This is a genomic window from Streptomyces sp. NBC_01233 (assembly GCF_035989305.1).
GTDB lineage: Bacteria > Actinomycetota > Actinomycetes > Streptomycetales > Streptomycetaceae > Streptomyces.
Window position 1 is genome coordinate 4,338,835 of sequence record NZ_CP108514.1, and the last position, 22,006, is coordinate 4,360,840.

Below are 22,006 nucleotides of genomic sequence, written 5' to 3' on the forward strand. Positions count from 1 at the left end.
GTGTCAGAGCGGCTCGCTAGGGTCATGGTGTGTTCCGAGCGCTCCGCCCTGTGCTCACACGTCCGTCGGGCACGGTCCGCACGTGCGTGCTCCTCGCCCTGCTCGCCGTCACCGGCATCGCGATCCTCGAACTCGTGCGGGAGCAGACCGGCACCCCCGGCTTCCTCGTCGGTCTCGGCCTGGCCCTGTTACCGGTGCCGCCGCTCATGGCGGCCTTCCGGTGGCTCGGCCGGGCCGCGCCCGCGCCCTGGCCGCAGCTGCTGTTCTGTTTCGGCTGGGGTGCCTGCGCCGCGGCGCTGATCGCGATACTGGCCAACAACTTCGCCACCGAGTGGATAGCCGCGGCCACCGCCGACTCCTCCGACGCCGATCACCTGGGCTCGGTGGCCGTCGCCCCGGTGGTGGAGGAGAGCGCCAAGGCCGCCGCCCTGCTGCTGGTGTTCCTGTTCCGCAGACGCCATTTCACCGGTCCCGCCGACGGTTTCGTCGTGGCCGGATTCACCGCCACCGGCTTCGCCTTCACCGAGAACATCCTCTACCTCGGCAACGCCTACGGTGAGGACCTCGCCGAGGGCTCCGGCGTGCTGGAGTCGGTGACGGCGGCGACCTTCTTCGTCCGGATAGTGCTGTCGCCGTTCGCGCACCCGCTGTTCACGGTGCTCACCGGGCTCGGTTTCGGCGCGGCCGCGCTCAGCGTGCGCCGTTCCCGCAGGATCTGTCTGCCGCTGCTCGGCCTGGCGCCGGCCATGGGCATGCACGCGCTGTGGAACGGCTCCTCGCGGTTCGGGGAGCACGGCTTCTACACGGTCTACGCCTTCGTGATGGTCCCTGCGTTCGGGCTGCTCGTGTGGCTGGCGGTGCGGATACGGCGCGGCCGGCTGCAGGTCGTGTCCGGGGAGCTGGCGGTGTACGCGGCCGCCGGCTGGATCGGCCCCGCCGAGGTGCCGGCGCTGGCTTCGATGCCGGCCCGGTCACTGGCCCGCGCCCTGGCCCGGCGCGACGGGGGCCGGGCCGCCGGACGCGCGGTCGCCCGGTACGCGGCGGACGCGGCCGCCCTGGCCCTGCTGCGGAACCGGGCGCGCCGGGGCGGCCCGGTGTGGGAGCCGGACTTCGCCGGCCGGGAACGGGAGTTGCTGCACCGGCTCTGGCAGCGCCGTGCGGTGGCGGGCCCGGCGCTGGCCCGGGCGGCGGTCATGGAGGAGCTGCTTCCGCCGCGGTTCGACCCCGTGCGGGCCCCCTTGGCCGTCCCCGCCCCCGAGGCCGCGCTGTCCGCCGTGACCGTGCCGCGGCGGGCGGAGCCGGACCTCAGACGTTCAGGCCCTTGGACTCCAGCCACGCCAGCGGGTCCATCGTCGAACCGCCCTTGCGTACTTCCAGGTGGAGATGAGGTCCGGTGACGTTCCCGGTGGCGCCGACGCGGCCGATGGTCTCGCCGGCGCCGACCGTGCCCGAGGTCACGGACATCGAGGAGAGGTGGCAGTACCAGATCTCCGTGCCGTCCTCGAGCTGCAGCACGATCCGGTAGCCGTACGCGCCGGACCAGCCGGCCGAGGTGATCTTTCCGGCGGCCACCGCCTTGGCCGGGGTGCCGGTCGGGGCCGCGAAGTCGAGGCCGGTGTGGTAGCCGGAGGACCACATGGAGCCGGAGACCCCGTAGTGCGAGGTGAGGGTGTAGGCGGAGGTCGGCAGGGAGTAGCCGCCGGCCGCCTTGGCGCGTTCCTGCTCGGCCTGGGCCTCGGCCGCCTTCCTCGCGGCCTCGGCCTCTTCCGCGGCCTTCGCCTCGGCCTGCGCCTTCGCCTCCTCGGCCGCCCGACGGGCCTCCTCCAGACTGTCCTTGGCCTCCTGGGCGGCAGCCTCCTGCGCGGCGCGCTCGGCGTCCGCCCGGACCTTCGCCTCGGCGGCGTCCTTCTGGGACTCGGCCTGCTGGAGGATGCGGTTGCGCAGCACCTCGCCGGCGTCGGCCGTGCCGCGGTCGCTCTGCTGCGCGATGATCCCCGTCCGCGCGGCCGCCTGGGCCGCCGACCCGGAACCGCCGTCCGACTGCCGGGAGTCGCCGCCGGGCATGAGGTCGGGCAGATCAGGCAGATCGGGCATCGACGGCATGGATATCGCGACCTGGGGCCGGTCCTGCGCATGGGCGATGCCGCCGGCGCCGACCGCCGCGATGACACCGACGCCGAGCACCGTGGAGCTGCGCGCAAGTCCCCCGCGCGGCTTGGCGACCCGGTGCTTGCCGCGGACCGGACGGACCGAGTCCTCGGTGGGGTTCCACTCGCCCCAGGCACCCGCGGTGGGCGGCTCCTGGATCTCGGTGCCTTCAGGAGCAGGCAAGTTGGAGGCCACCGGGGCACACTCCTCATTGACGCGCACGCACACGGCGCCGTCTCTTGCGACGGCTGGGACGACCGCGCTGCGTTATCGAAAGGTAATAGACGCAGGGGAGTGATTCCAAGCTGTTGCGCTTGATCGTTCGCACCAATCAGATACGCAATGGCTGGCTCTCGCCAGGCCCTTTCACCACAGACGCTGACCAATTCGGGCAAAAATCAAGTGACTACCTCACCTCTTCGGCCACGCCAGGAACGTGAGGCCTTGTCAATAAACTTGCGGAGAGCACCACTTCGAACACGCTGCGTCACACGTCGTCGCCCCGGCGTACCACCGGCACGGTCGGCCGCCGCCCCCAGCCCCTTGCCCCGTACGTCGCCCACGGCCAGCCGCACTCCGTACGGGGTGTCCTGGACGGCGTACAGGTCCCCGCCGACGAAGGCGTCGGCCTGCGCGGCCTCGTACCAGGCGGATACGTGCAGCCCGCCGATGCGTTCGGCAGGCTTCGGCGGCACCGCCCGTTGCGCGGCCTCTGCTATCCCGCGTGCGGAGGCGAGCTGCTCGCCGCTGCGCCGCACGACCCGGTTGACCAGGAGCGCCAGCCCGGACACGGTCACGACGGTGGCCGGCTCGGTCAGTGCCCCGACCTTCCGGCCGGTGCCGTTGGAGAGCTGCAGCAGGAACACCGCGAGCGAGGCCAGGAGGCCGGTCAGCACCGCGACCCGGAACGTGTACAGCGGGGCGGCGATCAGCGGGGCCGCGGAGAAGAAGGGGGATCCGGTGAAGCTGGGCGGGGTCAGGAAGTTGAAGACCAGTCCGAAAATGCCGCCGCCAGGTCGCCGTACGGCGACCTGGCGGCGGCCGTACGGGTGGCGACGCGCGAGACGCCGGACGGGAACACGACGAAGGCCCGGCTCCCCAAGGGGAACCGGGCCTTCGTACTGAGTAGCGGGGGCAGGATTTGAACCTACGACCTCTGGGTTATGAGCCCAGCGAGCTACCGAGCTGCTCCACCCCGCGTCGGTAAACACAACTCTACGCCATCCGGGGGGAGCCCTCCGCCAATTAACGCCCAACCCCTCCTGGAATCGACATCACTGCAGGTCAGAGCCCTGAAACCGACCCAAGACCGGTCCGCGAACGGGCACGGACGGGCACGGACGGGCACCCCGCGAACGAAGATCATCTCTGTTGCGCGCCGGTGACACTTCGCGGATCGTTCCGGGATCGGGCACGGGCGATGATTCACCTGTCGCCAGGGCCAGGGGGAACAAGAACCGGCCGGGCGACGACCACCACACCCACCGGCTCGGCCCTCTGCCGATGCCCCTGTGATTCCCGGGGGGAGTCCACCATGTCCGTTCGCACCGCAGCCGCCATCGCAGTCGTCGCCGGCGTTGTCACCACTCTGCTGCCGTTCTCGGCCACCGCCGCGTCCGCCGCACCCGCCACCGACGACCACGCCGTGCTGCGTACGGAGATGGGCGCTCCCGTCCCGAGCGGCCCGCTGACCCGCGGCGGCGCCACCGAGTCCTTCGACCTGACGGTGAAGAACCCGACCGGCAAGGCCGTCACGTACAACCCGTGGATGCTCGTGGACCCGACCGGCCCGAGCCGGCTGCAGGAGGGCGACGTCCTCTTCAAGGTCGAGGCGGTGGACGCCCCGGCGACCAAGTCCTCGATCGGCCGGCAGGACGGCGAGTGGCAGGGCACCTTCTTCCCCGCCTCCGGCGAGCCGGGCAGCGAGAAGGGCGGCTTCGACATCCCCGCCAACGGCAAGATGACCTGGAAGGTCACCATCGGCCTCGGCGCGAACTACCCGACCAACGACGGGGACTTCAGCCTCAGCGCCTCCAGCTACAACAACGCGGTGGCTCCCGGCGGCGCGGACTCCCACACCATCAAGGTCGACCCGCAGGTCAAGACCGGCGAGCTGAAGACCTGGTTCAAGCAGATCAGTTCCGGCAAGGACGGCCAGGAGCAGCGCGCGTACCTGGACCTGAACTACCAGGCCACCGGCGACGGCACCTTCGGCACCGCCCTCGCGACCAGCCTGAGCCTGTCCCACCCGGGCGAGCAGGAGGCCGACTTCCACGTGCAGGCCCTGTTCGACGGCCGCTGGCAGGATCTGAAGGTCGAGGACAGCCGCTACGAGCTGCCGCAGATCCCCAAGGGCTTCGGCGCCGCCGACGGCGTCCGCACCCTGCCGCTGCGGGTCAGCCTGGGCAACCACACCAAGCTGACGAAGAAGACCACGATCACGATGGAGGCCGAGGTCCGCCAGGCCGTGGGCAACTCCTACGCGCTCAAGACCAGCTCCGTGCAGTTCCCGCTCGTCCCGTTCGCGGAGACGGCGCCCACCGACACCCCGTCGACCACCCCGTCCACCACCCCGTCCACCGCCCCGTCCACCGTTCCCTCGGTGCAGCCGGCCGTCGCCACCTCCACCGGCAAGACCAACGTGACGACCACGGGCACGACCACAGCCACGGCCACGGCCACCGGCTCCCTCGCCAACACCGGCGCCGGCTCCTCCACCGGCCTGTACGCCGGCCTCGCCGCCGCCCTGGTCGTGCTCGGCACGGCCGCCGCCTGGCTCGGTCGCCGCCGCGGCCTCTCCGCCTGATCCACACCCCGTACGCACAAGCGCCCCGCCCGGTCCGACCGGGCGGGGCGCTTCGCGTTGGGGGCGGCGGCGGGGGCGGGCGGTCAGCCGTCGGCCGGCGTGCGCCGGCGGGTCAGCACGTGGGTGGTGGAGCCGTCGTCCTCCCGGACGTCCCGGACGTGCGTGAAGCCGATGCGGTTCAGCAGGCTCAGGGAGGCCGTGTTGGCGGCGGCCACGGTGGCGTGCACCTCGGCCAGACCGAGGGTGGCGAAGGCGTAGGCGACGATCGCCTCCGCGATCTCGGTGCCGAGGCCCGCTCCCCAGGCCGCCGGGGCCAGGGCGTAGATGATCTCGTGGCCGTCGACCTCGTCGGTCCGCTTGATCTCGGCGTGCCCGATCAGCTCGCCACCGCGCCGCACGGCCCAGACGTCGAAGAGGTCCTCGGCGTAGACCTTCGTGAAGACCCGCCCGAACAGGGCCCGGTCCTCGGCCTCCGTGCCGGGGCCGTCCCCCATCCACCGGGACACCCGGGTGTCCTGGAAGAGGGCCACGAAGCCTTCCTCGTCCTCGGGAACGTACGGGTCGAGGAGCAGGCGTCCGGTGCGCAGAACTGGAGTCACGCGCGGCGACGCTACCCGCTCGGACCGGGAGGTTCACCTGGTTATCCGGCCCGCCCCGGGAATGACGGACCGTCCGTTCGCGCAGGCCCCCGGAAACAACCGAGCGCCCCCTCCCGTCGGAACGGTAAGGGGCGCTCGGCGCCGGACAGGAGGCTTCGCCCCCCACCCGCGAGCGGTAGGCCATGTCGGACTCGAACCGACACGATCAGCACGTGGGCGCTGCCCCTCAGCTCAGCGGCGGGACATGTAAAGGCCGAGGGCCCTGTGGAGGAGTCTGTTGAGCGGGAAGTCCCACTCGCCGAGGTATTCGGCGGCCTGGCCGCCGGTGCCGACCTTGAACCGGAGCAGGCCGAGCAGGTGGTTGGACTGATCCAGGGTGTCGGTGATGCCGCGCAGGTCGTAGACGCTCGCGCCCAGTCCGTGGGCGTCGGACATCATCCGCCACTGGATGGCGTTGTTCGGCTGGACGTCCCGCTTGCGGCTGGTGGAGGCCCCGTAGGAGTACCAGACGTGCTCACCAACGGTCAGCATCGTGGCCGCGGCCAGCACCTCGCCCTCGTGATGGGCCAGATACAGCCGCATCCGGTCGGCGTCTTCGGCCCGGAGCGCGGTCCACATGCGCTGAAAGTAGGCCAGCGGCCTGGGGATGAACCGGTCGCGTTCCGCGGTCTCCTTGTAGATCTCGTAGAAGGCGGGCAGGTCCTCGTAGCCGCCCTGGACGACCTCGAGGCCGGCCTTCTCGGCCTTCTTGACGTTGCGGCGCCACTGCTGGTTGAACCCGCGCTGAACCTCGTCCAACGACCGTCCCGCAAGCGGGACCTGGAAGACGTAGCGCGGCTGCCCCGCGCTGAACCCGTCCTCACCACCCACCTCGCCCTGCTGCCACCCCAAGCGGCGCAGCCGGTCGGCGACATCGAAGGCCCGCGGCTCGCACGAGCTGGCCTCGACATCACGCAACCGTCCTGCCCGCGGGTCTGCAATGGCGTCCTTGACCGTTCCCGCATCCCAGCGGCGCACGATCACAGGCGGACCCATCTTCACCGAGAACGCGCCGCGGGTCTTGAGATGCGCCAGCATCGGCTCGAGCCACCGTTCAAGATCCGGGGCGTACCAGTCGATGACCGGGCCTTCGGGAAGGTAGGCGAGGTACCGCTTGAGCTTCGGCAGCGGCCGGAAGAGCACGAGCGCCGCCCCGACGATCCGGCCGGTCTCATCGATCCATCCGAGGCTCTCCGCCCGCCAGTCCGGCTTCACATCCCCCCACGAGGGCACCTGCATGTGACTCGCGGAGGGCCGGCCCTTGATGAAGGCCAGATGCTCGTCACGGCTGATCGCTCTCAAGCGGAAGGTCATGCGAAGTGCTCCTCTGTCCGACGCGCCAGCCTACTTCGCAGACTTCACGCCCCGCCTCGCCGTGTGCACGCTGTCGTCGCATACGAGCCGGCACGAACCTTCCCGGCAAGATCATCAATCCTGTTCGACCTCAACACCGTTGCGTTAGGGATCTTGAGTCGTTGGCAACCCCCGCATGAGTAGCAGGAACGGGACTCCTGGTAGATCAACTTGTGCTGAAGCAAGGTGATCGTCGAGTCCAGGAGTCCCGTTGCGGGAGAAGTCTGTCATCACGCGCACGATCGAGGTCGCTGGGGGTGTGTTCGCGCCGGGGCAGCTGGGTGAGCTGACGCAGACGGTGGACTTCGAACTGGTGGACGCGGTGCTTGAGGAGACCGGCACGGTCGAGCGGCGACTGCGGCTGCTGCCCTCGCGGGTGGTGGTGTACTTCGTCCTCGCGCTCGCACTGTTCGAGAACTGCTCCTACCGGGCGGTGTGGGGCAAACTGACCGCCTCGCTGACGAGTCTGGCCCTGGCCGTCCCGGCGGCTTCCTCGCTGTCGCGGGCGAGGCGGCGGATAGGGGCCGCCCCGCTACGGCGGCTGTTCGAGATCCTGGCCGGGCCCCTCGCTGTCCGCGGGCAGTCGGGCACGTTCTGGCGGGGCCTGCGGTGCGTGGCCGTCGACGGCACTCTCCTCCATGTCCCGGACGAGAAGACGCTCACCTGGAAGTACCCGAAACGGGCCGGTGACACGCTGGAGTTCGGCTACCCGCTGCTGCGGCTCGTCGTCCTGGTCGAGTGTGGCACCCGCGCCCTGCTCGCCGCCACCTTCGGACCCGAGAGTGACGGTGAACTCACCTACGCGAACCGCCTGTTGGGCGCTCTTGACGACACGATGCTCCTGCTGGCCGACGCCGGCTTCGATGCGGTGGAATTCCTCCGTGACATCCAGGGCAGCGGGGCACGATTCCTGATCCGCTCTTCCGCCCGACGCATCCCCACCCCCGCCGAGCACCTGGCCGACGGCTCCTACCTGGCCCGGATCGGCTACGGCGTCATTCCCGTCCTGATCACCGTCCGCGTCATCGAGGCCCACCTCACAGTCCGCCTGGACGACGGCACTGTCCGCCACGAGCAGTGGCGCCTGCTCACCAGCCTCCTCGACCCCGTCCGCTACCCCGCCGATGAAGTGGCCGAGCTCTATCACCGCAGGTGGCAGGTGGAAACCACCTACTTCTCGATCAAGGCGACCATCCTGGAGGGCCGCGTCCTGCGCTCGCGCACCCAGCCCGGCCTCGACCAGGAGGTCTACGCCCTGCTCACGACCTACCAGGCCCTCCTCCGCGCCGCCGCCGACGGCATCGAGACCCGCCCCGACCTCACCATGAGCCGGATCAGCTTCACCGTCCTGATCCGCACCGCCGGTGACACCGTCATCAGCGCGACCGGAATCCTGCCCCCACTCGGCCCTGTCGACCGAGTCGGCGTGATCGGTCAGGCCGTCCTCGAAGCCCCGCTGCCGTCCCAACACAGGCAACGCATCAAAGCCCGCACCCGCAAGAACCCCACCAGCAAGTACGGCCCGAACGCCGGACAACAGCCCGTGACCAGCCAGAACTACAGCATCCAGACCACTATCACGTTCTTCGAGCACGGCCTCAACAGCCGCTCACGGCGCTAAAGCAACGGTGTTGTGTTCGACCTGAACGGCGCGAACCCCGCCTCAGCTGGGGCGTCAGTACATCCAGACCAACGCCGACCAGGAAATGGGGAGCGACCGTCTCCCGGTGTCAGAAGCGCAGGTGAACCCGCACTAACGGGAGACGGCCGCCGTTCACGGGGCGTGGCCGCGTAGGGCCCGCGCCGTGCGCGCCGCCTAGCTGTGGCGTGAGGCGCGCAGGTCGGCCAGCAGTTCGGCCTGACCTTCCAGGACGCCTGAGAGGATGCCGCGGGCGACCCGCAACAGTTCGGCGATCTGGGGGTGGGTGAGCTTGTAGTACACGTTGGAGCCTTCGCGGCGGGTGACGACCAGGTTGGCCTTGCGCAAGACGGCCAGCTGCTGGGAGAGGCTTGCGGCCTCCACTCCGACCTCGGGCAGCATCTCGGCGACCGCGTGTTCGCGCTCGGCCAGGAGTTCCAGGACGCGGATGCGGACCGGATGCCCGAGCGTTTTGAAGAACTCCGCCTTGAGCTGGTACAGCGGTGTGCTCACCTGAGTACCCCTGCCTTGACTGCCCATCTCATCCACCCGGAACCATTCGCCGAAGGGGCATCCTTGCGCCTCTCTTCACACCTTGTGACCTCCACAATTGCAGATCCCTGCAACTCCTGAGACCCGGCGGCCCGTCTTTGTGACGTTCGGAACGCACGGGGCGGGCCGAACGCCCCCGGCCGTAACCGGCCCAGTGGGTCACGCCTTCTTCAGGAACTCGGTCCTCAGGACCAGCCCCTTGACCTTCTTCGTGTTGCACTCGACCTCGTCCGTCTTGGAGGTGAGACGGATGTTCTTGACCAGGGTTCCGCGCTTGAGGGTCTCGGAGGTCCCCTTGACCTTGAGGTCCTTGATCAGGGTGACCGAGTCTCCGTCGGCGAGCTGGGTGCCGTTGGAGTCCTTGACGATGATGTCGCTCATGGTGCCGGTGTCCTTGCCGTTCTCGTAGATCGTGCTGCTGCTGGTGTGGAGATTCAGGTGAGGGCGGGAGCCGTGGGGTGTCGCGGGTCGGGCCAGTCGTCGGTGCTCCACTGCCGGATCTCGTCCTGTGCACCGTGCGCGGCGAGCGCGGCGGCGAGGTCGCAGTGGACGGTGACGGTCGGGCAGGTGGCGTCCGGGACGAGGGAGCCGTCCGCGGGGATCGCGGCGAGCTCCAGGCTCCGGCCGTGGCCGGCGAGGCGGCGGGCGGCCTGGGCGACGGCGATCTGTCCGCCTGCCGACCAGCCCAGCAGACCGGTCAGATCGAGGATGACCGGGCCAGTGCCCCGGGCGAGCGCCCACCCGATGGCGCCGGTGAACCGGTCCACGGCGTCCGCGCCGAGATACCCGGCCAGGGACAGCACGCCCAGGTCCTCGCGGGTCGTGTACCGCCATTCGATCGTCATCGTCCGTTCCTCGGTTCGCTCGTCACAGGGGGAGGGTGATCCAGATGGCCTTGCCGCGCCCATCCGCGTCCGGCCTCACAGCGGCGGTGCCGCCCAGCTCCATCGCCAGTTCGACCACCATGGCCAGGCCGCTGCCCGGGGCAGTGGCGAGCGCACCGAACAGGGCCGGCTGGTAGGGGTGGCGGTCGTGTACGGCGAACGCGAAGGCACCGGGCCCGTGCGCATAGGTGACCGTGATCGTCGGCGAGGACGCGGCGGCATGGCGGACGGCGTTGGTGACCAACTCGGCCAGGATCAGCAGCGCCGGGCCCGCGCTCGGATGCCGAAGGCCGACCCCACACTCCACCAGGACCAGCTCGGTGGTCTCGCGGGCGATACGGACGGCCGAGCCCGCGGCCGGTACGTCCAACACATGCCGGTAGGGCATCGTCTCGGCCCGGACACTCACCGGCCCGCCCCCGTCACGGTGCGGGCAAGGCGGAACCCGGACACCTGCTGCGGGTGCAGGCGCAGCAGGGTGTCGTGCGGGCCGTGGGCCCAGCCGGGCAGGGTGCGCCGGTAGTGGGCTGCCTCGTCGGGGTTGGTGATGACCTCCGCCGGGCCGTGGGCGCTGACGGTCCAGCCGGTGCCGGCCGGGGTGCGGATCTCATCGACCTGGTAGGTCAACAAGGCACGGCCGGGAATGGTGGCGGCCTGTACGGGGGCCCGGACGACCAGGCGGCCGTACTCCATCACGTGCGCGGCGGGGCGGACTACGGCCAGCTCGCGCTGGACGTAGACGAGGCGCCCTTGGGCGGAGCCTTCGAGGAGCCACAGGGCCTCGGTTCCGGAGACCTCGATCATGCGGCGGTCGGCGGGAGATGTCATCGTGTGGCCTTCCGGGTGCGGTGCGGTCGGTGCCTCCCGGGCAGCAGCCCTGCCTGCTCCAGGTGTTTGCGGGCCCCGGCGATCGCCTCCGGGGTGGTGGTGTACTCGCGTCCCTCGTGCCGGAGCAGGTCCAGGGCACCCACCGCGTCCAGGGCCTGGCGCTGCCCGGGCCGGATACCGGACGCCATGACGGCGATGCCCCGCCTGTTCAGCTTCTCCACGGCGTCTTTGAGGACGAGGGCACCGGTGGCGTCCATCGCCGTGATCCTCGACATGCGCAGGATCACCACCTTCACGTCGGCGACCTCGGACAGCTCCAGGAGGAAGCGGTGCGCGCCGGCGAAGAAGACCGGGCCGTCGATGCGGTACGCGACGATGTGCTCGGCCAGCAGCGCGTGCTCCTCATCGCTGTGCTCACCGGGCAGGTCCGGGCGGAAATCGACCTGATCCATCCGTGCCTGGCTCGCGACCGCTTTCAGGGCAAGGGCTCCGGCGACGACGAGGCCGATGACGACGGCGTAGACGAGGTCGAGGACCAGAGTGGCGGCGGCGGTCAGGACCAGCACGACCGCGTCCGAGCGGGTCGCCTTCGCCATCGCCCGCAGCGAGCCGACCTCCACCATCCGGATCGCCGTCGCCAACAGAACACCGGCCAAGGCAGCGAGGGGGATCTTCGAGACGAGGGGCGCGGCGGCGAACACGACCACCGCGAGCACCGCGGCGTGCGTGAGCGCAGCCAGGCGGGAGGAGGCGCCGGTTCGGACGTTCACCGCCGTACGGGCGATCGCGGCGGTGGCCGGGACGCCGCCGAACAGAGGGGCGGCCAGGTTGGCGATGCCCTGCCCGAACAGTTCCTTGTCCGGATCGTGCTTCTGCCCCACCGTCATCCCGTCCGCCACGGTGGCCGACAGCAGCGACTCCAGCGCGGCGAGCGCCGCGACCGCAACCGCCGGGGCCAGCAGCGAGCCGAACGCCGACGCGTCCAGGAAGGCGAGGGAAGGCGCGGGAAGCCCGGAAGGCAGGTCACCGATCGGGGCCGCCGCCTCGAGATGGAAGAGCTGACCGATCACGGTCGCGGCGATCACCGCGACGATCGAGAACGGAATCGCCGGCTTCCACCGAGCCCCGACCAGCATCACCGCGGCGACACCCACCGAGAGGCCGATCGCCGTCCAGTTCGGGAAGGCCACGAACTCCACGAGCGTATGCCAGGCAACGATCAGGACCTTCTCGCCCTCGGGCTTGTCGACCCCAAGCGCGTTGGGTATCTGCTGGAGGCCGATCACGCACGCGATACCGAGGGTGAAGCCCTCCACCACCGGCGCTGGCACGTACCGCATGTACTGCCCGGCCCGCAGCAGGGCGAGGCCGATCAGCAGAACCCCCGCCATCAGCCCCACCGTAAGGACGCCGCCGGGCCCGTACTGGGCGACGATCGGCACCAGGACCACCGTCATCGCACCCGTCGGACCGGACACCTGAAGGTTCGACCCGCCGAACACGGCCGCAAGGGCACCCGCCACAACCGCGGTGGCGAGGCCCGCCTCGGCACCCAGCCCGGAGGAGACGCCGAACCCGAGCGCCAGCGGCAGAGCCACGATCGCGACGGTCAGACCGGCCAGCAGGTCCCGGCGGGGGTTGCGGCCCATGACCGCGAAGTCGGCCCGGGCCGGCAGCAAGGGGCGGATCCGGCCGAGTACGGGCGCCAGGAAGGTGTTCACGGTCACGGCGCCGGGACCTCGGACTCGCGCAGTTCCTCAAGGAGCTCGCTCTGCCCGGTCAGCACCTCGTTCAGGATCCGCCGCGCCGCCCGCATCAGCTGTGCGACGTCACCGCCAGCCAGCTCGTACACCACGGTCGAGCCGTCACGCACCGAGGTGACGATCCCCGAGCGGCGCAGCACCGCGAGCTGCTGGGACAAGGCGGAAGGCTCGACCTCGATCGCGGCCAGCAGGTCCCGCACCGGCATCGGACCGTCCTGCAACAGCTCCAGAACCCGTATCCGCACCGGGTGCCCGAGCATCCGGAAGAACTCGGCCTTGGCCTGATACAGCGGAACCGGCACGATCGCGCACCCTTCTCATCGCCCCGGGCGCCGGGGCGAACGGCTGGTGCTGTGCCTGCGGCTACCTACGGACACAGCCCTCACAGCATCTATGAAATTGCAGACTTTTGCAATTTGTGGATTCTGCGACCGTTCTCCGATCGCGGACTGTAGCGTCAGAACGTGGGCCCCGCCGCATCCCCCGTCGGCGGGGCCCCCTTCGTGTCGACCGAAGACTGCTCCCGCCGCGGATGCCGGCACGATCGACCCCATCGGCCGATCACCCCGTGAAGCCGCGCCTTCCCGTGGTGCGCCGTCCACGGGTACGTCCGACTGTTGCTCAAGACTTCCCCAAGGCCGCGCCGCGCCTGAAGCGGCATGCGCCACCCCGCGCCGGGATGCGCCTGGTCTGTCCCCGCATGACCGTCGATACCGAACGTCATGGCCCCCCTGGGGCGGCGCCGGTTCATCCGGGCCGCGCTGACCGGAGCGGCGGCCTTGGGCGTCGGGCCGGCAGCCGGTTCCCCCACGGCCACACCCGAGTCCGCCCTGCGGGAACCGGCGGCGGGGAATCGGCGCTGGCGGACGTCCCGCGAGCGCCATCCCGACCAGACGCCGGCCATGCGGCAGACCTTGGTCTCCGGCCGGCATCCCTTCGCCGTCGTCCTGGGCTGCGTCGATTCCCGCGTTCCCCCGGAACTGGTCTTCGATCAGGGCCCGGGTGATCTGCTGACGGTGCGCTCAGCGGGCGCGGTCCCGGACGAGGCGGTGCTCGCGAGCATCGCCTACGGGGTCCTGGAGTTGGGCATCCCGCTGGTCGTGGTCCTGGGGCACCAGTCGTGCGGGGCCGTTGCCGCCGTCGTCCATGCCGGCGAGGGCGGCGCGCAGCTGCCCGGTCACATGCAGTACCTGGCCGATCAGATCCGCCCGGCGACCGACCGCACGCTGAAGGGGTGGCGCGCGTGGACGCGGCAATCACCGCGAACGTGCGGCCGGTGCGGTCGCGGCCGGCCGCGGAACCCGACCCGGCCACCAGGGTCAGGCACACGGAACTCGCTGTCATCGGAGCCCGGTACGAGCTCACCGGTCAACAAGTGCACCCAATCCACTGATGGCCCACTGCACGGCCTCCGGCAAGCCCCCAGGAGCTAAACTTGCAGAGTTATGCAATTTACTAGTTCTGTATTCTTTGGACGGGGGTTGCGGTGTGGCCGGATTCGCGGAAGCGGCGCTGGAACGGGTCCGGGTGGCGCGGGCTCGTCTTGCGGCTGCGCGGGAGGCTGACGATGCCGTCGAGGAGGCGCAGGCCGCCGACGAGCTGGAGGACGCGCTTCGGGTGGCCCGCGATCACGGCGTGGCCACCAACGACGACGGGAACGGCCGGTGCGCCGAATGACGGCGCCCTCTCGGCCGGGTGCACGGTAGTGGGCCGGCATCCCAGCAGGCAGCCCGCAGCGCCGCAGGCGCGCAAGGACGCGTGGACGGTGCCATTGGTGCCGGGTTCGGTGCGGGCCGTGCGGGAGCGTACGGAGCGGTCGCTGACGCTGTTCGGCCTGGAGAGCGCCTCTTCCCTCTTCGGGGCCGCGCTTCTGGTCGTCAGCGAGCTCGTCGCCAACGCCGTGCGGCACGCCGAACAGTCACCGGACGCCGAGGTCACCCTCCACATGACCGACCACATGCTGGTGGTCGGCGTCGGAGACCTCGACCCTCGCCCCATGACTCTGGCCGACGCCGACCGGGCATCGGGGCAGGGGCTGCGCACGGTGGCCGACCTGGCGCGCTCCTTCGGTGGCGACGTCCGCGTCGAGCCCGCCGCCGGGGGACGCGGCAAGACGGTCGTGGTCCGCTTCATCCTGCCGGAAGGAACACCGTGACCAGCAGTGACAGACAGGACGCTCAGCTGTACCAGGTCATGTACCTCGGTACGGGCGCCGAGCCCGAAACCCGCACGGTGGTGGCCGAGGAGGTCGCGGCCGTCATCGAACAGGCAGGTCGTCACGGCATGAAGGTCCTCGTCCGCCCGTGCGTGCACCCCCAGGATGAACCCGGCCCGAGAAAGGGAGTCCAGCTGTCATGACGGACGACAAGCCCGAGAAGACCTCTTCGGCGGCGGATCACGAGAGGTGGCTGGGGAGGGGCGTCGCGCTACGCGCCTTCTTCTACATCTTCGGCACGCACTTGTTCGCAGGGTTCGTGTGGCTGCTGTTCTACCTGGGCCAGCACGCCCAGAAGTGAGATCAGCGAGCAGGTCGGCGGCCGGCCTTCATCGCCCGGACCGGCTCGCTCGCCGCCCCCTTGGACACCCACACGAGCCTGCTCCCCGAGGTCGGCCAGGCAGCCGCAGAAGCGGCGGCCCAGCTGGTACCTCGTGCCCGTTCGTCCGCCTCCTGACCAGGGGATGACGGGCCGTCCGCTCACGCATCGCTCACGCACGGGCCCGGAAACGACTTAGCGCCCCACCTGGCTGAAACCAGTTGGGGCGCTAAGTGCCAGGTCAGAGGGTTTCCCTCCGCCCGCGAGCGGTAGGCCATGTCGGACTCGAACCGACAACCAACGGATTAAAAGTCGAGGAGCCCGAGTGATATCGGCTGGGGCCCCGTTTCTGTCCATGCCGTTCCGGCTGGTCAGAACGGGGGCCCCGGCCACCCGACCACCGGCCCGTATCACTCCGTCCGCAGGCGTCCGGGCTCACAGCGGGCTCACGTCGTACACCCTCTGACCTGCCCGTCTGGCTGCTGCCGCTGGTGCCCGTGACGACTTCTACGCAGCCTCGGGTACCGGCTGTGCCGCATTCGTGTGAGGTGCAGGAGAACACTGCGCCGGTTGCTCCGATCGGGCCTAGGGTGGGCCGCGATTCGGCCGAGGCTGCTGCGCCCGGTCTGGCACAGCTCGGCCCGGAGGACGCATGGAACACCTGCGGCTGCTGCGACGGCGGCCCGTACTGGTGCTGTGGCTCGCACAGAGCCTCTCGGTCCTCGGGGACCGCCTCTATGCCCTCGCGGTCATGTGGGTCGTCTACGCCGCGACGGGCTCGGCGTCACTCATGGGCCTCGTCGCGGTGGCCGAGTCGCTGCCGTACATCGTCCTCGGCACCGTGGGCCGGCGTCTCGTCTCCCGCTTCTCCTCGTACCGGGCACTCGCATGGGTCGACGGGGCGCGGGCAGCGGTCGCGGTCGCGCTGCCGTTCCTGTGGTCGCCCGACGCGCGAGGCATCGCTCTGCTGCTCGCCGGTGTGCTGCTCCTCGGCACGCTCGGGGCACTCTTCGATCCCAACCTCGGCGCCCTCGTGCCCGATCTCGTCGAGCCCGAGCGAGTGCAGCAGATCACTGGTCTCCTCGACCTCACGGGCCGCATCGCCCGTATCGCCGGTCCGGCCAGCATCGGCCTACTACTGCTCTTCGTCTCCGAGGTGCAGCTCTTCGCCCTGAATGGCGCGACGTTCGCCGTGTCCGCCGTGGCGCTGCGCTGGCTGGCTCGCCGCTACGCGACCTCGGCCGGCGAAGCTGCCGAGCGCCCTGCGAGCAGGGCGCGGTCCTCCGTCCCGGCGGGGCCGGTGCTGCGTGAGCACCCGCGGGTCGGATTGGCGATCGGCCTGCACGGAGTAGCCCTGTTCTGCTCGGCCGTGACTGCCATCGGTATGCCTGCCCTGCTCGCCACCCGGTACGGGGCGGGTGCCGCGGTGTACGGACTCGTCACGGCGGCCGTGGGCGTCGGGGCGCTGCTCGGTAACCCTCTCGCGAGCAACCGGCGCTCGGGCGGCTGGCTGACCGTCTACTGCGGTGCGTGGGCTCTACAGGGAGCGGCGACCGCCTGCATGGGCCTGGTGCTCGATCTGCCTGCACTGCTCCTGCTCGCCCTGCTGACTGGCATCGTCACCCCGGCTACGAGCGTCACTCTGCGCGCGCACCTCGGCGCATTCGCCCCGGCGGAACGGCTGCGCCTGATGTCCGTCGATCAGACGATCATTAGGACCGGCGGCACCGCCGGAATGCTCGTGTTGCCGTTCCTCGTGGATGCCTCGCCGCGCAATGCGTTCGTCGCGGGCGGGCTCACGGTGGCCTGCTCAGCGCTCGCCTCGCTGATTGCCTCCTCGCGGCTGCTTCGTCCCGATGTAGCTCCTGCGGTGCCCACCGCGGTAGGAGATCGAACCATGGCATCTGAATAGCCAGAGCGCCCCAGGATCGTTGGGCTCTTGCTGGCACAAGTGGGCTCTGGCATGTGAAGAGGCACCGATTGTTTCAACTTCTCAAGTTTCTTGGGTCATCCGCGCTTTGCGGGGCCGTACTTGGCAGCTTCGTTGCCGCTACTCAGGGCAGTGACGAGGACGACGGGGCAACCTGGGGGCTGATCCTCGGTGCGGCCGTGGGGTTGCTTGTAACTGCGTGGATGGCTCCCACGTGGCGCACGGCCAGGGCAATGGGGCGCGGTGACGCTGCCGCCGTCTTGGCGTGGGCAGCACTTCGAGGAGCGATGCGGCCCGTGCCCACCCGTCTGTCCGGCCCATGTGGGCACGGCAGCGATGAGGTAGCCGTTTCCGTCGCCCTACTAACCGAGATGCACGATGAGGACCTTGCTATTCAATCCCGGCGCTTGGAAGCCTTACTGCGAGACGCAGCTGCCGCGAGCAGAGCCGACAGCGGGTTCCTTAACGCCACGACGGGAACCTTCGTTTCTCCGGGCTCCTCGGTTGCGGCCACGCTTCGAGTTGCCCGATGGGAGAGCGGCGACTGGCCGGGGGTTCTGATCGGCCACGACCTTTAGCCGAGCGCTACAGGCTGTGGCCCCAGTCCTCTGGCGCTGGGACTGCGCCAGAGGACCGGGGCCTTTCAGAGACCCGCCTACGCCGCGGGCGCTTCCGGCTTCCACTCGGCCGCGTCGAGCGCGAGCCAGTGCTCGACGGTCACGTTCTCGAACGGCACGCCGATCTCCTGGTAGATGCGGGTGTGCATGGCGCCGAACCAGGCGCCCCGACGGTCGTCGAAGAACGCACGGTCGTACCAGGCGACGCCCAGCAGGACCGTGCCGCCGCCGTTCTCGTTGTCCGGGTCGGCCTCGAAGTACGTGCACTCCCAGTCCCAGAGCATCTGCTCGTCGGGGCGGGAGCGCAGCCGCTCGTCGCTGGCGCGCAGGTGCTCGATGCACCGCTCGACCGTCGCGGTGTCGGGGCAGTAGTACCGGCAGTCGCTGAACGCCACGACGCTCTTGCTGCCGCGCCGGGCGGGGTCGACGTCCTCGCCGGTGAGCACCCGGACGCGGGTGATCGGCGGAGCGCTGGTTTCGAGGATGGTCACGGTGGTTCTCCTCTCGTTACCGATGGTGCGTTGCAGGTGGTGCATGATCACCAGCACGACCCGGTCAACGGGTACAGGCTGGGGCTGTGGGCGCCGCTCGACCGGATGGCACCGGGAGCGACGTAGCGGATGTTCAGGCGGATCCGGGCGCCGGCGGTCGTGTTGCTGTCCGAGCGGTGCAGGAGCCGGACGTCCATCAGGCACGCCTGCCCGGAGTCGAGCGGCAGCCATAGGCCGTGGTCGTGCGGTCCGTTGGGCATGCCCTGCACTCCGAGGGCGCCTCGGCGGGCGCTGCTGGTCTCGCGGTCGTTGCCGAGGTAGCCGCGGGCGTGTGAGCCGGGGATGACCTGCAAGCAGCCGTTGGCGGTGGTCGCGTCGGTGATGGCGAGCCAGGCCGCGACCGAGCGGGCGGGGTCGAGCTGCATCCGGCGGTTGGTGCCGTCCTGGTGCCAGGCCACGCGGAACTCACGGCCGGGCCACTTGATCATCAGAAAGGTGTTCTCGACGGCGACCGCCTCGCCGATCGTCTCCTGCACGGCGGCGAGCAGTCCGGGGGCGCGTACCGCGTGCGCGGCCCACTCGAAGCGCAGGTGCGCGTCGAGCACGACCTCGGTCCGCTCGGCGCGGTGCTCGGCGATGACCTCGGTGGCTCGGGCGCGGGCTCGGCTGTTGGTGTTCCATTCCAGCCCGGTCCGGTATCCGTCCTCGCCGAGCGGACTCGGTCCCGTGTAGCTGATGGTGAGGGGCGCGCTCATCAGGCTTCGCCCTTCGGCCGGCACCGGGTGCACTGGCAGGGCGGGAAGGCGAGCGAGTTCATGGGCGGGCTGTCCCGGACCCCGGGCCCGACGACCACCTCGGCACGCTCGTGGACGACCTGTCCCGTCTGGCCGTTGACGTCGTACACACGAATGGTCATGGGCATGCGCACTCCCGCTGCTCAGGGGCGTTGTGGTTCGGTGTGTCACCAGTGCACCGCTTGAGAGGGCGTCATGGGCGAGCGTGCACCGGACGTTTGGGCGGACGTTTCCGCGCCCGAGTCCGGGGCCAGATCACTACGGTGGGCGCACGGCCCGTAGCTGCGAGGGGGAAACGCATGACGGTGCAGGAGTCGGGCGGGCTGGCACGGTTACGGCGGGCTGCCGGCCACACGCAGGAGACGTTCGTCAAGGCGTTCCGGCAGGAGTCCGCCCGCCTCGGCATCGCCGCCGCGGTCAGTGTCCGCCAACTGCGACGGTGGGAGGGCGAGACGCCCCCGCCCCTGCCGCACCCGGGCCAGCAAGCCGTACTTGAAGTCATGTTCGGCATGCCCCTCGCCGAGATGGGGTTCGACGTCCCCGGTCATCGCGTGACGGTTGCGGCACCGATCAGCGACGCTGGAGAGGTGAAGAGGAGAACGTTCGTCGCAGACGCAGGCGCCCTCGCTGCCGCTGCCCTGCTGCCCGCCGCGCCGGGCCCACGCATCGGCACGGCCGATCTCGGGCGGCTGAGAGAGCGCCTCGACGGGCTCTACCAGACAGACCACACCGCGGGCAGCGTGCCGGCGAGCACGCAGGCCGAGCGCATCGAGGCGGAGATCACGCGAGCCCTGAGCAGCGCCTCGTACACCTCTGGCGTGGGCCGTGAGCTACAGACGATGCTCGCCGAGCTGCACGGGCACCGGGCCTGGTACGGCTACGACGGCGGACGCATCGCGGAGGGCCGCGCCGCCTGCATGGAAGCCCTCGCCGCGGCGCAGCTCGTCGACAACCCGCTGCTACAGGTCTCCGTGCTGGAGACGCTCGTACTCCTCGCGGTCAAGGCCGGCCGGTCCTGGGAGGCTGCGAGTGCCGTCGAGAACGCCTACCGCCTCGCAACCCAAGTAGGGGCGGGTGCGACGGTGCACCTCGTGATCGCGCTGCGCGATGCCAACGTCGCCACGCACGCCGGGGACCTGTCGGGCGCACGCCGCGCCCTGTCCCGCGCCGTCAGCTACCAGGGCCGCGCGGACGCGGATACAGACGTGCCCAACTGGGCGAAGTTCGTAGGGCCGTTCGAGGTCGACTACGCCACGGCAGACATGTACGTACGAGCAGATCAGCCCAAGCGCGCCGTGCCGTTCCTCCGGGCGGCCGTGCGCGGCATTGGCGGTGGGCTCGCCCGGAACAGCGCCTCGTACCGCGTCAAGCTCGCCGGTGTTCTCCTCGCTGCGGGGGAGGTCGACGAGGCGTGCGCCGAGGTGGGCGGCGTGCTGGATACCTGGGGAGGCATCGCCTCTCCCCGGCTGCTGGGCAAGGTGCACGATTTCCAGCGGGCGGCCGGGGTAGTCGACAGCCCAACCGCCCGCGAATGCGTGGCGCGTATCCGCGAAACCGTGTGAGAGGGCCGCCGGATGAGTCAGCCAGCACAGGTCAGCGTCGAGCAGTTCGACGGGCCGGCCGCCGCCAGGGCCGAGGCAGGGTTCCGCCTGGTCTACGCCGAGGCGTTCGCCGAGCCGCCCTACGACGAGACCGAGACCGACGTCGCAGCCGCGTTCCGCCGCTTCCGGTCCCAGACCCGCAAGGCCACCTTCCGCGGCGCCCTGGCGAGCGCCTCGGACGGCGAGCCCGTCGGCATGGCGTACGGCTACCCCCTCGGGCCGCAGACGGGCTGGTGGGACCAACTGACCGTGCCCGTGCCAGACGAGATGCGGCGCGAGGACGGCCGCCGGACGTTCGGCCTGATGGAACTCGCCGTGCGTGCCGCATGGCGCAGGCAGGGCATCGCCCGCCGCCTGCACGATGCCGTCCTCTATGGCACCGAGGCCGAGCGGGTCTTGCTCAACGTCCACCCGGACAGCAAGGCGGCCATGGCCGCGTACCGAGCATGGGGATACCGGAAGGTCGGCGACGCTCGCCCCTGGGCCGGCGCCGACCTGCACAACGTGATGTTGCTCAGCCTTGAACCGACCGCGACGACACGGTGATGCCAACGCCCTCTCTTGCCCTGCCTGTGAGCGAATCAGTTGGTCACGACCCCGGCCTGCCTCAGTTCACCCCAGGTGCATTTGTGGTCGCCTGAGACCGGGTGACCCAACCGATGTGGGCGAGGCGCTCCAGAGTCCCAGCAGTACCAGAACTGCTGAACATCATCGTCACGACGTTCGTTCTCACGAAGCCACACCTTTGCCCTGGTGACTTGCTTCTCTTCGAAGCATGACGCATGCGCTGCAATCACAGTGTTGCGTGCAGCGCTGGCGGCCATGTAGGCCCTAACTCGGCCCACGTGTTCATCCGCGGACCGTTGTAGGTCTGCGAAGTTGCCAGGATCAGGGGGCTCGACGGGCGAGGTGTCTATCTTTCCTGCCGCCTTTGCATCTGCTCGGATGGGCGCACACTGTGCTTCATGCCGTTCCTGCTTGTCGTACCACCAGGCAGCACCGGCTGCGAGGGTTGCGCATGCCGTCGCGATGATCGCGAGATCCTTGAGTCTGGACATCGTGATTCCCCTCCCGTGAGCGCCCGGATCGTAGCAGCGGCAGCGAGGCCGAACGGGTTACCTCCCGCGCGCGGAGGGCGCATCGACCGGTCGCGAGCCTGAGTCAGCCCCCATGCGCGCGAGACAGGGGGGAACCGGTTCCATGCGGGTTCGAGACGTTGTCAGTGCCCTGCGGTATTCGCGCGCGCCCGCGCACAAGGCGCGACCGGTCGCGGTGCAGGCATTGCCCTGCTGCCGGGAGACGGCGGGGACGCGGGGGACGCTGTTGGCGCGCTTCTCTCCACTTCTCTCCTCCTTCTGTGAGTGAGACAGAGGAGTAAGGGGGCGGAGTAGTCCCCCGCGTCCCCTATGGACCGCGAGGTGCCCCTCC

At 70.1% G+C, this 22,006-nt stretch carries 24 protein-coding genes, 1 tRNA gene and 1 pseudogene; 11 read left to right on the forward strand and 15 right to left on the reverse strand.

All coding sequences use genetic code 11. The annotated features are described in order from the left end of the window. The first annotated feature begins 29 nt into the window (after positions 1-29). Positions 30-1,397, forward strand: a complete 1,368-nt coding sequence (locus OG332_RS20355) for a PrsW family intramembrane metalloprotease (protein ID WP_327414820.1) — start codon at positions 30-32, stop codon at positions 1,395-1,397. Here the strand turns inward: OG332_RS20355 and OG332_RS20360 are convergent. From OG332_RS20360 to OG332_RS20370, 3 genes are all read right to left on the reverse strand, one after another. Then, on the reverse strand, positions 1,306-2,343 hold the full coding sequence (locus OG332_RS20360; RefSeq protein ID WP_327414821.1) for a M23 family metallopeptidase: 1,038 nt from the start codon (positions 2,341-2,343) through the stop codon (positions 1,306-1,308). The genes OG332_RS20355 and OG332_RS20360 overlap by 92 nt on opposite strands. A 203-nt stretch (positions 2,344-2,546) precedes the next feature. Continuing rightward, a complete protein-coding gene (locus OG332_RS20365; protein WP_327414822.1) occupies positions 2,547-3,044 on the reverse strand; it encodes a hypothetical protein in 498 nt (165 codons plus the stop codon). Between the two features lie 230 nt (positions 3,045-3,274). Then, positions 3,275-3,348, reverse strand: a tRNA-Met gene (locus OG332_RS20370). Between the two features lie 334 nt (positions 3,349-3,682). Here OG332_RS20370 and OG332_RS20375 point away from each other — a divergent pair. After that, a complete protein-coding gene (locus tag OG332_RS20375; protein WP_327414823.1) occupies positions 3,683-4,954 on the forward strand; it encodes a hypothetical protein in 1,272 nt (423 codons plus the stop codon). A gap of 83 nt (positions 4,955-5,037) precedes the next feature. On the opposite strand, the gene OG332_RS20380 is transcribed toward OG332_RS20375, so the two are convergent. Both OG332_RS20380 and OG332_RS20385 read right to left on the reverse strand, forming a co-directional pair. Continuing rightward, positions 5,038-5,553 (reverse strand): GNAT family N-acetyltransferase, encoded by a 516-nt coding sequence (locus tag OG332_RS20380; RefSeq protein ID WP_327414824.1) that lies wholly within the window; start codon positions 5,551-5,553, stop codon positions 5,038-5,040. Between the two features lie 231 nt (positions 5,554-5,784). After that, complete coding sequence (locus tag OG332_RS20385) at positions 5,785-6,906, reverse strand: lipid II:glycine glycyltransferase FemX (protein WP_327414825.1); 1,122 nt, start codon at positions 6,904-6,906, stop codon at positions 5,785-5,787. Between the two features lie 250 nt (positions 6,907-7,156). On the opposite strand from OG332_RS20385, the gene OG332_RS20390 reads away from it, so the two are divergent. Beyond that, a complete protein-coding gene (locus OG332_RS20390) occupies positions 7,157-8,566 on the forward strand; it encodes an IS4 family transposase (RefSeq protein ID WP_327411459.1) in 1,410 nt (469 codons plus the stop codon). A gap of 195 nt (positions 8,567-8,761) precedes the next feature. Here OG332_RS20390 and OG332_RS20395 read toward each other — a convergent pair whose 3' ends face one another. The 7 genes from OG332_RS20395 to OG332_RS20425 form a co-directional block, all read right to left on the reverse strand. Continuing rightward, positions 8,762-9,097 carry an ArsR/SmtB family transcription factor gene (locus OG332_RS20395; protein ID WP_327414826.1) on the reverse strand — a complete coding sequence of 112 codons (336 nt, stop codon included), beginning with the start codon at positions 9,095-9,097 and terminating at the stop codon, positions 8,762-8,764. Positions 9,098-9,295: 198 nt separating this feature from the next. Further along, a complete protein-coding gene (locus OG332_RS20400; RefSeq protein ID WP_327414827.1) occupies positions 9,296-9,517 on the reverse strand; it encodes an alkylphosphonate utilization protein in 222 nt (73 codons plus the stop codon). A 53-nt stretch (positions 9,518-9,570) separates the two neighbouring features. Beyond that, positions 9,571-9,981, reverse strand: a complete 411-nt coding sequence (locus OG332_RS20405; RefSeq protein WP_327414828.1) for an STAS domain-containing protein — start codon at positions 9,979-9,981, stop codon at positions 9,571-9,573. A 22-nt stretch (positions 9,982-10,003) separates the two neighbouring features. Next, positions 10,004-10,408, reverse strand: a complete 405-nt coding sequence (locus OG332_RS20410; RefSeq protein WP_442816361.1) for an ATP-binding protein — start codon at positions 10,406-10,408, stop codon at positions 10,004-10,006. 17 nt (positions 10,409-10,425) lie between these two features. Beyond that, entirely contained in the window at positions 10,426-10,848 is a 423-nt protein-coding gene (locus OG332_RS20415) for a pyridoxamine 5'-phosphate oxidase family protein (protein WP_327414830.1), read from the reverse strand. Beyond that, entirely contained in the window at positions 10,845-12,497 is a 1,653-nt protein-coding gene (locus OG332_RS20420; protein ID WP_327419317.1) for a SulP family inorganic anion transporter, read from the reverse strand. Before OG332_RS20420 ends, OG332_RS20415 begins: the two co-directional genes overlap by 4 nt. Positions 12,498-12,571: 74 nt before the next feature. Further along, positions 12,572-12,913 (reverse strand): ArsR/SmtB family transcription factor, encoded by a 342-nt coding sequence (locus tag OG332_RS20425; protein WP_327414831.1) that lies wholly within the window; start codon positions 12,911-12,913, stop codon positions 12,572-12,574. Between the two features lie 420 nt (positions 12,914-13,333). Between OG332_RS20425 and OG332_RS20430 the strand changes: the two are divergent. From OG332_RS20430 to OG332_RS20455, 6 genes and pseudogenes are all read left to right on the forward strand, one after another. After that, positions 13,334-14,004 (forward strand): annotated as a pseudogene (locus tag OG332_RS20430) (carbonic anhydrase). A 95-nt stretch (positions 14,005-14,099) separates the two neighbouring features. Continuing rightward, a complete protein-coding gene (locus OG332_RS20435; protein ID WP_327414832.1) occupies positions 14,100-14,288 on the forward strand; it encodes a hypothetical protein in 189 nt (62 codons plus the stop codon). 109 nt (positions 14,289-14,397) lie between these two features. Further along, positions 14,398-14,766, forward strand: coding sequence for an ATP-binding protein (locus OG332_RS20440; protein WP_442816362.1), 369 nt, complete (start codon positions 14,398-14,400; stop codon positions 14,764-14,766). Further along, positions 14,763-14,969: a hypothetical protein gene (locus OG332_RS20445; RefSeq protein WP_327414834.1), complete on the forward strand. Its 207-nt coding sequence runs from the start codon at positions 14,763-14,765 to the stop codon at positions 14,967-14,969. Before OG332_RS20440 ends, OG332_RS20445 begins: the two co-directional genes overlap by 4 nt. Next, positions 14,966-15,127, forward strand: a complete 162-nt coding sequence (locus tag OG332_RS20450; RefSeq protein WP_327414835.1) for a DUF6126 family protein — start codon at positions 14,966-14,968, stop codon at positions 15,125-15,127. The genes OG332_RS20445 and OG332_RS20450 overlap by 4 nt, the downstream gene beginning before the upstream one ends. A gap of 670 nt (positions 15,128-15,797) precedes the next feature. Beyond that, on the forward strand, positions 15,798-17,057 hold the full coding sequence (locus OG332_RS20455) for an MFS transporter (RefSeq protein ID WP_327414836.1): 1,260 nt from the start codon (positions 15,798-15,800) through the stop codon (positions 17,055-17,057). Positions 17,058-17,730: 673 nt separating this feature from the next. Here OG332_RS20455 and OG332_RS20460 read toward each other — a convergent pair. The 3 genes from OG332_RS20460 to OG332_RS20470 are packed head-to-tail and all read right to left on the reverse strand — an operon-like array spanning position 17,731 to position 19,099. Further along, entirely contained in the window at positions 17,731-18,183 is a 453-nt protein-coding gene (locus OG332_RS20460; protein WP_327414837.1) for a hypothetical protein, read from the reverse strand. 47 nt (positions 18,184-18,230) lie between these two features. Then, positions 18,231-18,938: a phytanoyl-CoA dioxygenase family protein gene (locus OG332_RS20465; RefSeq protein ID WP_327414838.1), complete on the reverse strand. Its 708-nt coding sequence runs from the start codon at positions 18,936-18,938 to the stop codon at positions 18,231-18,233. Beyond that, on the reverse strand, positions 18,938-19,099 hold the full coding sequence (locus OG332_RS20470; protein WP_327414839.1) for a hypothetical protein: 162 nt from the start codon (positions 19,097-19,099) through the stop codon (positions 18,938-18,940). The genes OG332_RS20465 and OG332_RS20470 overlap by 1 nt, the downstream gene beginning before the upstream one ends. 177 nt (positions 19,100-19,276) lie before the next feature. Here OG332_RS20470 and OG332_RS20475 point away from each other — a divergent pair, with 177 nt between their 5' ends. Both OG332_RS20475 and OG332_RS20480 read left to right on the forward strand, forming a co-directional pair. After that, positions 19,277-20,539, forward strand: a complete 1,263-nt coding sequence (locus OG332_RS20475; RefSeq protein WP_327414840.1) for a hypothetical protein — start codon at positions 19,277-19,279, stop codon at positions 20,537-20,539. A gap of 12 nt (positions 20,540-20,551) precedes the next feature. Continuing rightward, positions 20,552-21,124 (forward strand): GNAT family N-acetyltransferase, encoded by a 573-nt coding sequence (locus OG332_RS20480; protein ID WP_327414841.1) that lies wholly within the window; start codon positions 20,552-20,554, stop codon positions 21,122-21,124. Positions 21,125-22,006: the final 882 nt, after the last annotated feature.

Excerpts from the sequence above, each read along its gene's own strand:
- OG332_RS20415 (WP_327414830.1), bottom strand. The coding sequence starts at position 10,848 with ATGACATCTCCCGCCGACCGCCGCATGATCGAGGTCTCCGGAACCGAG.
- OG332_RS20470 (WP_327414839.1), bottom strand. The coding sequence starts at position 19,099 with ATGACCATTCGTGTGTACGACGTCAACGGCCAGACGGGACAGGTCGTC.
- OG332_RS20375 (WP_327414823.1), top strand. The coding sequence starts at position 3,683 with ATGTCCGTTCGCACCGCAGCCGCCATCGCAGTCGTCGCCGGCGTTGTC.
- OG332_RS20420 (WP_327419317.1), bottom strand. The coding sequence starts at position 12,497 with ATGGGCCGCAACCCCCGCCGGGACCTGCTGGCCGGTCTGACCGTCGCG.
- OG332_RS20455 (WP_327414836.1), top strand. The coding sequence starts at position 15,798 with ATGGAACACCTGCGGCTGCTGCGACGGCGGCCCGTACTGGTGCTGTGG.
- OG332_RS20450 (WP_327414835.1), top strand. The coding sequence starts at position 14,966 with ATGACGGACGACAAGCCCGAGAAGACCTCTTCGGCGGCGGATCACGAG.
- OG332_RS20410 (WP_442816361.1), bottom strand. The coding sequence starts at position 10,408 with ATGCCCTACCGGCATGTGTTGGACGTACCGGCCGCGGGCTCGGCCGTC.
- OG332_RS20405 (WP_327414828.1), bottom strand. The coding sequence starts at position 9,981 with ATGACGATCGAATGGCGGTACACGACCCGCGAGGACCTGGGCGTGCTG.
- OG332_RS20475 (WP_327414840.1), top strand. The coding sequence starts at position 19,277 with ATGACGGTGCAGGAGTCGGGCGGGCTGGCACGGTTACGGCGGGCTGCC.
- OG332_RS20385 (WP_327414825.1), bottom strand. The coding sequence starts at position 6,906 with ATGACCTTCCGCTTGAGAGCGATCAGCCGTGACGAGCATCTGGCCTTC.
- OG332_RS20465 (WP_327414838.1), bottom strand. The coding sequence starts at position 18,938 with ATGAGCGCGCCCCTCACCATCAGCTACACGGGACCGAGTCCGCTCGGC.
- OG332_RS20400 (WP_327414827.1), bottom strand. The coding sequence starts at position 9,517 with ATGAGCGACATCATCGTCAAGGACTCCAACGGCACCCAGCTCGCCGAC.
- OG332_RS20480 (WP_327414841.1), top strand. The coding sequence starts at position 20,552 with ATGAGTCAGCCAGCACAGGTCAGCGTCGAGCAGTTCGACGGGCCGGCC.